Below are 13,526 nucleotides of genomic sequence, written 5' to 3'. Positions count from 1 at the left end.
AGTACGGGACGACTGCCGACGTACATTTGTACAAGATGCGGTCAGTATTTCAATCTCGCAGCCGAGCAGGTGCGCGGCCTGACAAGCAGACCCATGCGGGTGGTGTGGTTCTCGAAATTTGCGTTTTGATGCTGGTCGGAAGCCGGTGCGGTGCATGCATTGCGGACGCATGATGTCGGTGCGTCGTGAGATCGTTGAACGGGGCGGCTTGTTGGAGCTTGGCAACGGGCAGGAATCAATGCGAAAACCGAGTAACGGCATCTGAGATCTGAACAGGCTCACTTTTGTTCGTTCGAGTGACGGGGGGAATGGAGCAACCCATCGCGCGGCGAACCCGATGTCCGAAGGTTATGTGGTTGATCGGCGCGTTGCTCCTGGCGTGGGCGCGCTTCTCACCACAACGCAAAAGGACAAATGCAGAATGGAGAATCTGATGGAAAAATCGAACGTTATCGCCGCGCTAAAAGCAGCAGGCGCTGCAGGTTGCCGTTTTCACGTTGGAGTGCCGTCGTTGGGAGGCGCCACAACGGTTGCGTTGACTCCGGAGCAGGTTCTTCGCCTTACATCGGATAAAAATGCAGTGTTCGCGGAAGTCTTGGGCCTCACGGTTCCCGAATACATCGAGTGGTATGAATCGCAAGGCTCGGTGTATTGTTCCGGACGTACGAAGCAAGGTCGACAATGCCGCAATTTTATCGTAGGCGGAATCGGGCTCATGCCTGAGAAATGGACGGCACTGCGAGCCGCTGGAGGCTATTGTTCGACTCACGGAGCGTAGGAAACCCGATGGATAAGATCAAGCTCACCCAACGTTGCGACACATGCGGAACGATTTATCAATTTGGTCCGCACGTGTACGACGGCAAATACGTTCCGACGTACCGGATTAACGTGTGTATGACGTATTGGGACGCGAACTGGGATGCGCTGGGCGCCGCACCTGGAAGAAAAGGTAACGGCAAAGCTCAAGGCGGAAGGGCTACCTGAAGTTGGCCCGCCGAAACGCCCAGGCATAAACGCCCTGTGGAGTTCGTTGCCGCCAGCAAATTCGGCGAGGTTCCAGTTCTGGTTGATGAAGGCACTGCGCTTTGCCAGTCGAACGCCATCCTCATGCATCTTGCTCAGCGCACTAACGCCTTCCGTGGTGAAAAGTCGGAATGGCAAACGATCCTGGAATGGCTTTCGTGGGAGACGAATCGTATCGGGTTCAGCATACCGAACCTTCGTTTCTCGCTACTGTGGGCGCATCAACCGACAGAGGTTATTGCATATCTGCGCCATCGAGCGATTGCAGATCTGAGGACGCTTGATGAAGTTCTATCGACCACCGAGTTTCTCTTACCATCAGGTCCAACGATTGCCGATATCTCGTGTTCGGCGTATCTGTTCTGGCTTTCTCAGGCCGGCATCGCGGAGGCTGAATTCCCTAATATTGAGCGATGGTTGCGATCACTGCGTGCTTTGACTGGATGGATCCATCCTGATGACGCAATGAGGCCGGCGCCGCTCGCTCCCATGGCCTAACTGGGGTCATGCGAAACGCTGAATGTCTGCTCTCGAGTGCGGTGAATTTTCGCGATGGGTCGACTTCTGCCTGTCGCCAACACAGCAGTCGCCGACCAGGCGATTTTCACTGATTGCGCTGGGAATTTTGACAGTTGAGCGAACCGAATCGATGGAAAGCTTCGAGCAATGCCTTCGCTACGCGACGAGCGCAGCGTCCACCGCAGGCAGATAGCTGTTGAAGCCGGCTTCCACGAGGGCTGCGCGCGCACGCTCGAGTTCGCGCTGCGCTGCTTCCCCAGAATGGTCTTGCTGCGCGCGAGCGAGGGCGCGGCCGCGCGCCACAAACAGCTCTGCCCATGGCAGCGGCTCAGCGCGCGTATAGTCTTCGAGCGCGGTGACATAGGGCAGTGCGCCGGCTGCGTCGCCGGCGGACAGCATCGCTTCCATGGCATCGCGGTAGAACCACAGATGATTGTGGCCAACCGCGCCTCGGTGCAACATGTCGGCACCTTCGGCGAGCAGACGCGCGCGTTCGCCGTCGTCCTCGACAGCGCGGCTCAGTGCGCCCACGGCCTTGGGTGCGCTGAACTGCGTTCCCACCTCGCGGCAAATCGCTAGCGCTTCACGCAATAATTCGGCGGCCTCTCGCCGACGCCCGCTATCGAGCAGCACTCGCGCCCGCATTTCCATATTCTGCGCCTCGAAGCGGCGAGCTCCCAGCTGACGGATGATGTGCATCTCGCGTTCGAGATGGGTGAGGGTCGCCTCCATGTCGCCCATTTCGTAGCAGGCAAAGGCGCCTAACGTTTCGCACAGCATCTGCGCACGCGGCTGACCGACCAGCGCGGCGGCGCGTGCGGCGGCGCTTACGTCCTCGCGCGCTGCGCGTGCCTGGTTGAGGTAGATCCTGCTGAAGCCGGCCATCGAACGATTGGCGACCTCGATGCGGCCGAAGCCGTGTTCGCGGCTTAACGCAACGCACCGGCTAAAGTGCTCGAAAGCGGTGCGCATGCGCCCTTGCGCGTAAGCAGCATCCGCGATGCCGCCGAGCGCGCGCGCCTCGGCTTCCGGCAAGCCGAGGCGCCGTGCATAGGCAAGCCCGCGCTCATGCTCGGTGCGGCAATCTTCGATCCTGCCAAGCGGGAAGAGGATGTTGCCGCGCAGGTGATGCAGGCGCGCAAGTTCAGGCACCTTATCCAGACGTTGCGCCACTTGCTGGGCCGCGTCGAGCAGCGAGAGGGCTTCGGCGAGGCCTTCGCTCACCCGCAGACCTTCGGCGAGCCCAAGTTGGGACTGGCAGAGACTCGCTTCGTCCGGAGCGGCGGCCACGGCCGCACGGTACGTCGCGATGGATGCGGCGATGTCGCCGAGATCTCGTTGGAGTTCGCCCCTGAAACAGATCAGCGCGTGGCGATCCACGTCCGTTTGCGCGATTTGCAGACCTCGCTCGACTAGCCGCAATGCCGCCTCGGTCAAGTAGGCGGAGCGTTGTGCGATCGCGGCGTCGAGATAGGCCTGCGGCGCCCGCTTGTCCTCGGCGCGATCGAGATGCTGGGCGCGCAGCACGGGGTCAGTCGCCGCAAACCAGTCGGCCGCCAGGCGGTGCAAGTCGCGCCGGCGCGCCCGCAGCAGCGTCGCGTAGGCGCTCTCCTGGATTAGCGCGTGGGCAAACAGGAAATCGTCGCCTTCCGGCAGGACGAGCGCGTTGGCGACGAGCCCGTCACAGACATACTCCGGTGCATCGATCAACCGCCGGAGCAAGGCGAGGCCAAAGCGCTGTCCGATTACCGAGGCAGCCTGGAACGCTTCGCGGTCGCGCGGAGCCAGCCGGTCCATGCGCGCCAGCACGAGGCTCTGGATCGTCGCGGGGACCGCTTCCTCGCTGCCTTCCTCGGCGTTATGCAGGAGTTGTTCGAGGAACAGCGGATTGCCGCCGGCTCGCTCGATGCAGGCACGCGCGACACGCCCGGTCGCTTCGATAAAGCTGCCGGCAAGGTTCAGCGCCTCGTCGCTGCGCAGCGGGCCGAGGTCTATCGTGGCGAAGGGCGTGCCGCGGCAACTTGCCCGCCATGCCGCGTCGAGCGGATCGCCGTCCACGCGCGACGTCATCACAAGCAGGCCCGGACCGTTCGCGATCGCAACGGCGAGGGTGGCGAGGTAACCGAGCACCTGCGGGTCGGCCCAATGAATGTCCTCCACCACAATCATGGTTGGCTGGTGCCGGCAGACATCCTCCGTGATTGCTGCTGTGACCGCGCGCTTGCCGCGCGTGTGTGCGGCATTGTCCATCGCGTCGTAAAGCGTGTGCCATTCGCCGGTTTGCGTGAGATCGAGGAGGTCGTGGAGAAACATCAGCTGATCGGGGCCGACGGCCCCGGATGCGGCAACCCGTTCGGCGGCGGCGCGCAGTTCATCGGACCCGGCCGCGGGCCGCAGGTCCAGCAGGCTGCCGACAATGGTGCGAATGGGGTCCTGGCCTTTACCCACGCCAAAATCCAGTACGAGGCCGCGGTGACTGACAAAGCCCAGCGTTTCGACGAAGCGGCGCATCTCGTCGACGAGCCGCGTCTTGCCAATGCCCGCCTCACCGCGGACATAGACGACGTGACCGGCCCGCTGTTCGAGGCACGCGCGGGCGAGGCCCTTGAACTGCTCGAGTTCAGCCTTGCGGCCGACAAACACACTGCGGCTTGGCGTGACGGGTTCAAAGGCGAGACCGCTCAGACGCCACACGCGCACCGGCGAGTCGATCCCCTTGAAGCGCATCGCACCGACGGCGTCGCTCATCACGCAGTTGCCGAGCGCGTGATGCACGCTATCGGAGAGCAGCGTTTCCCCGGGGCCGGCGGCGGCAACCAGGCGGGCGGCGAGGTTCACGGAGTCGCCGAGGACCGTATAGTCCTGAACGTCTGCGCGCTCGAGCGGACCCGCGACCACCTCGCCGCTGGCGATGCCCACATGCGCCCTCAGCGCAGGCGCCACTTGCTTGCCGAGTCCGTTAAGGGCCTCATGAATCTCCAACGCGGCACGCGCCGCGCGCAGCGGATCGGTGTCGTGCGCGCGCGGTGCACCGAAGATTGCCATGACGGCATCGCCGATGTGCTTGTCGATCGTACCGCCGTAACCGAGGACGATCCCATCGACGAGCGCTGTGTAACGACCGGTTAACTCGCGCAACTCTTCAGGATCGAGCGTTTGCGACAGCGCGGTAAAACCACACAGATCGGCGAAGAGAATGGTGACTTGCCGACGCTCGCTTGCCGGCGCATTCACAGCGGGCGACGCTGCGCACAGTGCGGCGTCGCGCTGATCGGCAATCGCCGCCAGCAGGCGCTTACGGTGGCCGAGCGAGAGGACGCCGAGCTCTTTCAGATCCGCGCCGTCGAGCTGTGACAGCATCGCGAGATCGATGTCGTTCTCGGCAAATACGCGTGCGTATTGTTCAAGCCCCAATGCATGCAGCCACTGATCGATATCCATCGCCGCCGCCTAATCCGGTGCGTTCGAACAGGCATACTCCGTCGCGGTTCGTGGCCGCGCAGGCGGTCGAACCGTATCCCCGAACCGGGCCGCGTCGCACCAACAGATCATACGAATCGACGCACCGCCGGTTGCCTGGCTGTGACGGGTGCAACATACTCCGTGCTCAAGGCCTTCCTGCCGAAAGCACAGTGTACGTCCAGCGTGAAGGAAACGGATACCGGGCATGAGCGACGAGGTGGATGCAAATTCGGCCAGGATCGCAACGGCGCGCCGCAGTGCGTTTGACACTGGCTGCGGCCACGACGGATACTGCCTAGCGAATCGGCCACAGTGTCGGGCGAGCAGGCAAGCGCAACGTGCAGTCGTTCGTCATCCGGAACGATGGGTGACGTTCGAACAAGCCACAACCGCAGCGCGCCGCGCGAACCGCACGGCCCAGGCCAGATTCCATCTGCCCTCACCGGGAGCACTGTGAAGCCAGCTACGACAGGTTCCTCACCCGATGCCCGCCCCGGGCCACGCATCACGGGCCTGGTCGGAGACCTCTCGGCCGGCATGGTGTCGATGTTGGTCATGCTCTGCTATGCAATGAGCCTGGGCACTATGATCTTTAGTGCGGATCTCGCCCGTTACGCTGAGCTTGGCGTGCCCACCGCCTTCATCAGTTGCGTGGTAACGGCACTGGTGATCGCCTTGACGAGTTCGATGCGCATGAATATAGCCGGACCCGACGGCAACGCGACGGCGTTTCTTGCCGGTGTGGCGGCAGGCGTCGCGAGCAGCGTGCGGGCTGACGGCGGTACGCCCCAGACAATTCTGCTGACGGTGCTGATTGCCATCGCGCTGTGTTCTGTGGTGACGGGCGTCATTCTGTATGCGGTCGGTTCGTCGAAGCGCAGCCGTTCCCTGCAATTCCTGCCTTACCCGGTCGTAGGCGGCTTTCTTGCCGGTACTGGCTACCTCCTGCTAGCCGGCGCGTTTCGGGTCGTGACCGGCGAACCCTTGAACTGGCACACACTGGCGCTGATGACGCACCTGAACTGGCTGGTGTGGACACCCGCTGTGCTGGTGTGCGCATTAGCCACGCTCCTGTCGCGCACCTGGAAACACCCAGCGGCGCTGCCGATCACCCTTGCACTCGGCGTCGTGCTGTTCTACCTGCTCCTGCTTGCTGCAGGCCTGTCGATCGACGACGCCCGCAACACGGGATTATTGCTTCCGCGCGTGGCACTGCACCCGATCCGGATTCCAGAACTGCATCTTCCGGCATTGCTGACGCGTGGGAGCGTCGACTGGTCGGCAATCGCTGCGCACTTGCCGGAGACGCTCGTGGTCACCTCGATTGCGGCGATCACGATCCTGATGAATTCGACAGCGATTGGCGCAGCCACGGGCGAAGACATCGATCTGAACCGCGAAATGAGGGCCGCCGGAATAGCTAACATCGCGAGCGGGATGTTAGGCGGGATGGTCGGATACCAGTCGTTCAACCGATCGATGCTCAACGCGCGCGCGGGCGCGACAAGTCGTATGGCGGGCGTATTCGCCTCCCTCGCATGCCTGTTCGTGCTGGCCGCCTCGCCGGACCTGGTGGCGCTATTCCCGGTACCAGTGCTGGTCGGGCTGCAGCTCTTCATTGGACTGCGTCTGTTGATCCAGTGGCTAGTCGGTGCGTATCGTAAGCTCAACTGGCATGAGTATCTACTTGTACCGCTTATTCTGGGCGCTATTGCGTTCTACGGCGTCGTCACGGGCGTCGTCGCGGGGGTCATCGCCGCATGTGTGATGTTCGCTCTGCTGTATGGCCGCGTCAGTTGCGTTCGTATGGAGTTCGATGGCAGTACCCGCACATCGAATGTTGAGCGCAGTATCGAGGCAACCGAACGGCTTCACGAACTCGGCGTACAGGTGTGCGGAACGTGTCTGCAGGGGTTCCTGTTCTTTGGCACCGCCAATTCGATCTTGCAGCGCGTGCGCGAACGGCTGGCGAGGCACGGGCCGCTGCCGGTTCGCTTTGTCGTGCTCGACTTCGCTTTGACCAACGGCATGGACGCGTCGGTATCGGTCAGCTTCGTCAAGCTCAGGCAGCTGTGCGCGACGATTGATGCGGACCTGGTGTTGACGGGGCTGCCGGCACGCTCGCGTGAACTGCTCATGAAGACCGGCACGCTGAACCTAAGGATTCACGAGTTCGCTACGCTGGATGCCGGCCTGGAATGGGTCGAAGATACGCTTCTTGCGTCGGATTCACGCGCGCCGCCTTGCGGCGAAGAGGATTTCGAGGCGCTGCTCGCACCGCATTTCACGTCATACGCGCTCGAAAGGCTGTTGGCCCTTCTAGACGTGCGCGAGCTTGGCGCGGGGCAGCCGGTGTTCCGTCACGGCGAGCCGGGGGACGCCATGTACTTTGTCGAGCGCGGCCGTGTCACCGTCTTACTGCCGCTTGTGGACGGGAGATCCATCAGGCTGCGCTCGTTCGGACCAGGTACGATCGTCGGCGAAATGGCGGTGTACACGCAGCGGGCGCGTAGTGCGGATGTGCTCGCAGACGGCCCTGCGCGTGTCCGGCGTTTGACACTTGATTCGTTGCATGCGCTCGAGCAGGACGATCCGGTGACCGCGCGGCAAATCCATCGTTTTGTCGTCAAGGTCATGGCGTCACGGCTGGCTGTCGCGGACGAAGCCTTGCGCGCGGCTCATTGACAGGCAACCCTAATCATTGAGGCAAGCCCGTATCTGCCGGATCGTGACCAGCGCCCGCAGCCGCACGAGCGTGCGGCAGTCCCGTTCATTCCGCACGCGCACCAGACGCTCCATGACGGCCTCCGGAGCTGTATATGCAAACATATTGCTCACATATACAGGTTCCACGGATCTTTCAAGGTTCAGCCCGTTCAATTGACGAGACAAACGGCGAAAGACCCTCGGCCAGGCGCTCGCCCAAAGCGAAGTCAGGCCGCGAGGTCGGGCGGCAACTTCCCGCCGTTCGCCGCCAGCGCCTGCATCACTTGCTTGTGCAGCCAGATATTCATGCTCGCCGAGTCGTTCGTGTCGCCGTTGTACTTGAGTTCCTGGGCGAGTTGCTTGCGATGATCGAGGCTGCTGTCGACGCCGAGCGCCTTCATTGTGTCAACGATTGACGTGCGCCAGTTCAGCGTTTGCCCGCTTTCACTGACAAGCTGATCCATCACGGCTTCGACGTCGACGTCAGTCAGAGGCGCAGGTGCTGGCGTGGCATCCGGGGCGGCAGCCTGGGCTGCCGCGGGATCCGGGGTCGGCTCCGCTGCAGGCGCTGGTTGATCCGGTTTTGCTTTTCCGAACAGCTTGTTCACAATCTCGCCGAAGATGCTCATTATCGATGCTCCCAACAGGTTGGTAATTCACGGAAACACCGTACCGTATCCCGATACGCGTGCTTTCAACATCCTATGCGAGGTTTGCGTCCGGGTCGTGGCAAATTGTTTAAGAATGTTCAGGCGTTGGCAGTCTGCGCCAAGGATTGAAAGCAGCGCGAGTCGCCTTGTGGCGCGCTCTGCATGAGAGCTGCCCGCACACTTTCCGATCGACATGAGCGCACTCTGTGTGGCCGCTCATGCGCCCGCGGATGCTTCCAGTTCCGCGAGACGCTTGCGCAGCAAGCGATCTTCCTGGAAGCGGCTGGTTTCGTCGCGGATCACGGCGACGATGCCGGTGAGCTCGTTTTGCGGCGAATGCAGCAACGCAACCGTAAAGGCAATCGACAGTGACCGCCCGTCCTTATGTGCGGCGGGCACACGCAGCACGTCGTTGCCGTAACGGGTTTCGCCCGTTGCCATGGTCTTGTGATAGCCGTCCCAATGGCGGCCGCGCAAACGTTCCGGAATGATCAGGTCCAGCGACTTTCCCAGCGCCTCGCTTTGCGTAAAGCCGAACATGCGTTCGGCCGCGGGGTTCCACAATGTGATGCTGCCGCCGGCGTCGGAAATGATGATCGCGTCGCCGATTGCGTTGACGAGTTGCTGGAAGTCGATGGCTCTTTGCATGGCGTTCCCCCGAATGTAAAAACGTAGATCCTTGAATCGGATATGGCGCCGCCAGGGGCGCTGTATTCACAGGCCCGAGCGTACGACCGGGCCTGCGTGACACCCCGCGTGACACCCACGTGACACCATTAAACCGCTTTGACTTCGCGCAGGTTGACGATTTCCTGCTGACTGTAGCCAAGGCTCGCGAGCACTTCGTCCGTGTGTTCGCCGAGCAGCGGCGACGCGGTGACTTCCGGCTTCAGATCCGAGAACTTGATCGGACTGCCGACCGTCAGATACGTGCCGCGTTTCTTGTGCGGCACTTCGACGATCGTGCCGCTCGCGCGCAATGACGGATCGTTGGCCAGTTCCTTCATCGTCAGCACCGGCGCGCACGGAATGTCGAACTTGCGCAAGATGTCGACTGCTTCGAATTTGGTCTTGTCGGCGAGCCAGTCTTCGATGGTTTTGAAAATCTCGAAGATATGCGGTTGACGTGCTTCAGCGGTCTTGTAGGCTGGGTCATCGATCCACTCGGGTTTGCCGAGTGCCCGGCAGATCGGCTCCCACGCATGACCCTGGATCGTGAAGTAGATGTAGGCGTTCGGATCCGTTTCCCAGCCCTTGCACTTGAGCACCCAGCCCGGCTGACCGCCGCCGCCCGCATTGCCGCCGCGCGGCACCACATCGCTGAATTCGCCGTGCGGATATTGCGGATATTCCTCGAGATAACCCACGCGCTCCAGCCGCTGCTGGTCCCGCAGCTTTACGCGGCACAGGTTCAGTACGCTATCCTGCATCGACACCGCGACCTTCTGGCCCTTGCCGGTTTTGTCGCGCCCCAACAGCGCGGTCAGAATGCCGATCGCCAGATGCATGCCGGTGTTGCTGTCGCCGAGCGCCGCGGCGCTGATGGTCGGCGGACCGTCCCAGAAGCCGGTGGTGGACGCCGCGCCGCCTGCGCATTGCGCGACGTTTTCGTAGACCTTCAGGTCGTCGTAGTGATGGCCGTCGCTGAAACCCTTCACCGAAGCGACGATCATCTTCGGATTGAGTTCGTTCAGGCGTTCCCACGAAAAGCCCATCCGGTCCAACGCGCCCGGGCCGAAATTTTCGACCAGAACGTCGGATTCGCGGATCAGCTTTTCGAGTACTTCCTTGCCTTCGGGCTTTTTCGTATCCAACGTCAGCGACTTCTTGTTGCTGTTGAGCATCGTGAAGTACAGCGCGTCGGCGTCGGGCATGTCGCGCAACTGGTTGCGCGTCACGTCGCCCGAACCTGGTCTTTCAACCTTGATCACGTCGGCGCCGAACCAGGCGAGCAACTGGGTGCACGCGGGACCGGCTTGAACGTGGGTGAAGTCGATGATCTTGATGCCGTCGAGAGGTTTGGTCACTTTGCTATCTCCTGGGTTGCTCTGGATTACTTTTTCATCGCCGCGCTTTGCGGATTCAGATTGGTCAGGCGGCCGCTTTCGGTGCCCGCCGCTTCATCGATCACGGCATTGATCAAGGTTGGCTTGCCCGATGCGATCGCTTCGAGTAGCGCCTTCGTCAGTTCTTCCGGGGTGGTCGCGTTGTAGCCGACACCGCCGAATGCCTCGATCATCCTGTCGTAGCGCGCACCCTTGACGAACACGGTCGGCGCGACGTCCTTGCCGCCCGTCGGGTTCACGTCGGTGCCGCGATACACGCCGTTGTTGTTGAATACGATCGTGCAAACCGGCAAGTCGTAACGGCAGATGGTTTCGAGTTCCATGCCGCTGAATCCGAACGCGCTGTCACCTTCGATCGCGACAACCGGTTTGCCGCTCGTCACCGCCGCGCCGATCGCGAAACCCATGCCGATGCCCATGATTCCCCACGTGCCCGAATCGAAGCGTTTGCGCGGCTCGGCCATGTCGATGATGCTGCGCGCGTAGTCGAGCGTGTTCGCGCCTTCGTTGACGACGTTGATGTCCGGGCGCGTCTTCAGCACATCGCGGATCGCACGCAACGCGCTGTGGAAATTCATCGGCGACGGGTTCTTCTCGAGCGTCGCGGCCATCTTGGCGAGATTCTTGTTCTTGCGCTCGGCGATCGCGCCGGTCCACTCGGCGCCCGGCTTCGCGAAGCCCGCATCGAGGCCCGCGCGCAGTGCTGCGACACACGAGCCGATATCGCCGATCACCGGCGCGGCGATCGCGACGTTGCTGTCGATTTCGGTCGGCGAAATATCGACCTGGACGAACTTCTTCGGCTCCGCGCCCCACGTTTTGCCCTTGCCATGCGCCAGCAGCCAGTTCAGCCGCGCGCCGATCAGCACGACGACGTCGGCTTCCTGCAGCACGAACGAGCGCGCCGCCGACGCCGATTGCTCGTGCGTATCGGGCAACAGACCCTTGGCCATCGACATCGGCAGATACGGAATGCCGCTTTGTTCGACGAACCCGCGGATCTCCGCGTCAGCCTGCGCGTACGCCGCCCCTTTGCCGAGCAGGATCAGCGGACGCTTGGCGCTCTTCAGGACATCGATCGCACGCTTGACCGATTCCGGCGCGGGCAGCTGACGCGGCGCGGCGTCGACTACTCGCACCAGCGACTGCTGCGCCTTCACGGCATCCAGCGTTTGCGCGAGCAGCTTGGCCGGCAAGTCCAGATACACGCCACCCGGGCGGCCTGACACCGCGGCACGAATCGCACGCGCCACGCCGATGCCGATGTCTTCCGCATGCAGCACGCGATATGCGGCCTTCGCGTACGGCTTGGCCGCGTTCAATTGATCCATCTCTTCGTAATCGCCTTGCTGCAAATCGACGATTTCGCGCTCGCTGGAGCCGCTGATGAGGATCATCGGGAAGCAATTGGTGGTCGCGTTGGCGAGCGCCGTCAGGCCGTTCAGAAAGCCCGGCGCCGATACCGTCAGGCAGATGCCCGGCTTTTGCGTCATGAAACCGGCAATGGCCGCCGCGTTGCCCGCGTGCTGTTCGTGACGGAAGCCGATAAAACGCATCCCTTCCGCCTGGGCAAGCCGCGCCAGGTCGGTGATGGGGATACCGACCAGCCCAAAGATGGTGTTGATGTCGTTTAGTTTCAGTGCATCGATGACGATGTGGAATCCGTCGGTCGTCTCCGTCGCCTGTTGTTTCAAGGTCTCTTCTGCTGTGGTGCTGTCGGCTTCTGCCATGACGTCTCTCCTCCGAAGCTGGGGCGTTGTGTGGTTCGTGATATACAATATTCCACACACAGTATTAGTCAAGCGAGTTTTTCCATGACGGGTGGATTGCTGCATTGCAGCTAGTCTGTGCGTGCTTGTATTTAAAGGCCGATGCGGGGTGCGAGCGTTTGCGCCGCACAAATCGCCGGCGGAGCCGGAATTGCGCGGGCGCTGCATTTTTGACCACTGGTTTGGCGGGTGTCGGTGACGAAAGAGAAGGGTTGGCCGACGCTCTGTCAAGGTCTGGCCCCTTGCGAGGGAGAATAAAAAAGCACTGCGACGCTGAAAGCGTGGCAGTGCCTGGCGGTTCTTACGAGATGCGGCGACCGGCTCCTATGCGAAGCCTTTATGTCGCGCCGAAGATGATTTCAGGCTCAGTCGAGGAAATCGCAGTTCGCTTCGACGAACGCCGCCAGCTCGAGCGAATGCTGCCGCACGAGGCTCTCGACCAGCTCGGTATCGCGCCGCTCCAGCGCCTCGATGATGCGCATGTGATCGACAATCGAGCGCGATGCCCGGTCGCTCTGCGAGATCGTCATTTTGCGAATCGCGCGGACATGGACGAACAGATTCTTCATCGTATCGAGCAGAATCTGCGATTGCGAGAGCTGCACGATCGACTGATGGAACGTAATGTTTGCCTCCGAATACTCGTCGATGTGCTCGGCCGGCGTGGTGTCGCGAAAGTCGTCGAACATGCGCCTGAGCGCGGCGATCTCGGAGTCGGACGCGCGCTGCGTGGCGAGGCGCGCCGCCATGCTTTCGAGCGCCGCCCACATGTGGATCATGTCGACGATCTCTTTCTTCGTCTTGCGCTGGATGTAGATACCGCGGCGCGGCACGGTGCGCAGAAACCCTTCCTGCTCGAGCAGCGTCATCGCTTCGCGAACCGGCGTCCGGCTGACGCCGAGCGCCTCTGTGAGTTCTTTTTCGTCGAGCCGGATCTCTTCGCGCGAGCGATAGATGTCGGCTTCGGCAATCGCCTGCTTCAGCTTGGCGTAGGCCTGGTCGCGCAGCGAGGCAGTCGCGTTGATCGGCACGAGCGTCAGTGGCCGAGCCGCTGGAAGAACATCGGATTGCGTATCAGCCATTGACAGTGCTTCCCAGTTTGAGGATTCGTTGCTCGGGACGCGCGAGCGAGTCATTTAAATATATTTAATACCATATATCACATACAGCTATTAGTCCAGGTGGTGTAATCCACGGGTTTTAGCTGGGAAGCGCGTGCCGTTCCGTACGCGCTATACATATTAGATGGGGAAGCGCGGAAAGCGACCGTGCAGCAAGCTGCAGGTCGCGACGCAGCACCGTCGAACGCGGTGCGAGGGCAGGGCTGC

10 protein-coding genes and 1 pseudogene are annotated in these 13,526 nt (G+C 61.8%); 5 read left to right on the top strand and 6 right to left on the bottom strand.

Annotated elements, in window-relative coordinates:
- Positions 1-337: 337 nt before the first annotated feature.
- From AC07WT_RS36920 to AC07WT_RS36905, 4 genes and pseudogenes are all read left to right on the top strand, one after another.
- On the top strand, positions 338-778 hold the full coding sequence (locus tag AC07WT_RS36920; protein WP_494950771.1) for a hypothetical protein: 441 nt from the start codon (positions 338-340) through the stop codon (positions 776-778).
- A gap of 8 nt (positions 779-786) precedes the next feature.
- On the top strand, positions 787-987 hold the full coding sequence (locus AC07WT_RS36915; protein ID WP_494950770.1) for a hypothetical protein: 201 nt from the start codon (positions 787-789) through the stop codon (positions 985-987).
- 30 nt (positions 988-1,017) lie between these two features.
- Positions 1,018-1,122, top strand: a pseudogene (locus AC07WT_RS36910) (glutathione S-transferase N-terminal domain-containing protein); the annotation flags it as partial.
- Complete coding sequence (locus AC07WT_RS36905; protein ID WP_494951138.1) at positions 1,111-1,524, top strand: glutathione S-transferase family protein; 414 nt, start codon at positions 1,111-1,113, stop codon at positions 1,522-1,524. The pseudogene AC07WT_RS36910 and the gene AC07WT_RS36905, both read left to right, overlap by 12 nt.
- A gap of 177 nt (positions 1,525-1,701) precedes the next feature.
- On the opposite strand, the gene AC07WT_RS36900 is transcribed toward AC07WT_RS36905, so the two are convergent.
- Entirely contained in the window at positions 1,702-4,986 is a 3,285-nt protein-coding gene (locus AC07WT_RS36900; protein WP_494950769.1) for an adenylate/guanylate cyclase domain-containing protein, read from the bottom strand.
- Positions 4,987-5,460: 474 nt separating this feature from the next.
- On the opposite strand from AC07WT_RS36900, the gene AC07WT_RS36895 reads away from it, so the two are divergent.
- Positions 5,461-7,692 (top strand): SulP family inorganic anion transporter, encoded by a 2,232-nt coding sequence (locus AC07WT_RS36895; protein ID WP_494950768.1) that lies wholly within the window; start codon positions 5,461-5,463, stop codon positions 7,690-7,692.
- Positions 7,693-7,940: 248 nt separating this feature from the next.
- On the opposite strand, the gene AC07WT_RS36890 is transcribed toward AC07WT_RS36895, so the two are convergent.
- From AC07WT_RS36890 to AC07WT_RS36870, 5 genes are all read right to left on the bottom strand, one after another.
- Entirely contained in the window at positions 7,941-8,342 is a 402-nt protein-coding gene (locus tag AC07WT_RS36890) for a DUF3597 domain-containing protein (RefSeq protein ID WP_494950767.1), read from the bottom strand.
- A 237-nt stretch (positions 8,343-8,579) separates the two neighbouring features.
- The gene (locus AC07WT_RS36885; protein WP_492595308.1) at positions 8,580-9,011 is read right to left on the bottom strand and encodes a PAS domain-containing protein; all 432 of its coding nucleotides are present in this window, start codon (positions 9,009-9,011) and stop codon (positions 8,580-8,582) included.
- A gap of 128 nt (positions 9,012-9,139) precedes the next feature.
- Positions 9,140-10,390, bottom strand: coding sequence for a formyl-CoA transferase (gene frc, locus AC07WT_RS36880; RefSeq protein WP_492595307.1), 1,251 nt, complete (start codon positions 10,388-10,390; stop codon positions 9,140-9,142).
- Positions 10,391-10,416: 26 nt separating this feature from the next.
- Complete coding sequence (gene oxc, locus AC07WT_RS36875) at positions 10,417-12,159, bottom strand: oxalyl-CoA decarboxylase (protein ID WP_494950766.1); 1,743 nt, start codon at positions 12,157-12,159, stop codon at positions 10,417-10,419.
- Positions 12,160-12,563: 404 nt separating this feature from the next.
- Positions 12,564-13,280, bottom strand: coding sequence for a GntR family transcriptional regulator (locus AC07WT_RS36870; RefSeq protein WP_492595305.1), 717 nt, complete (start codon positions 13,278-13,280; stop codon positions 12,564-12,566).
- Positions 13,281-13,526 lie beyond the last annotated feature (246 nt).

It is taken from the genome of Paraburkholderia sp. GW821-FHT02A12 (assembly GCF_059422005.1).
This window is presented reverse-complemented; position numbering and strand designations above follow the sequence as displayed.

What these genes read in the sequence shown, in the direction of transcription:
- AC07WT_RS36920 (WP_494950771.1), top strand. Translation starts at nt 338, where the DNA reads ATGTCCGAAGGTTATGTGGTTGATCGGCGCGTTGCTCCTGGCGTGGGC.
- AC07WT_RS36915 (WP_494950770.1), top strand. Translation starts at nt 787, where the DNA reads ATGGATAAGATCAAGCTCACCCAACGTTGCGACACATGCGGAACGATT.
- AC07WT_RS36905 (WP_494951138.1), top strand. Translation starts at nt 1,111, where the DNA reads ATGCATCTTGCTCAGCGCACTAACGCCTTCCGTGGTGAAAAGTCGGAA.
- AC07WT_RS36900 (WP_494950769.1), bottom strand. Translation starts at nt 4,986, where the DNA reads ATGGATATCGATCAGTGGCTGCATGCATTGGGGCTTGAACAATACGCA.
- AC07WT_RS36890 (WP_494950767.1), bottom strand. Translation starts at nt 8,342, where the DNA reads ATGAGCATCTTCGGCGAGATTGTGAACAAGCTGTTCGGAAAAGCAAAA.
- AC07WT_RS36885 (WP_492595308.1), bottom strand. Translation starts at nt 9,011, where the DNA reads ATGCAAAGAGCCATCGACTTCCAGCAACTCGTCAACGCAATCGGCGAC.
- oxc (WP_494950766.1), bottom strand. Translation starts at nt 12,159, where the DNA reads ATGGCAGAAGCCGACAGCACCACAGCAGAAGAGACCTTGAAACAACAG.
- AC07WT_RS36870 (WP_492595305.1), bottom strand. Translation starts at nt 13,280, where the DNA reads ATGGCTGATACGCAATCCGATGTTCTTCCAGCGGCTCGGCCACTGACG.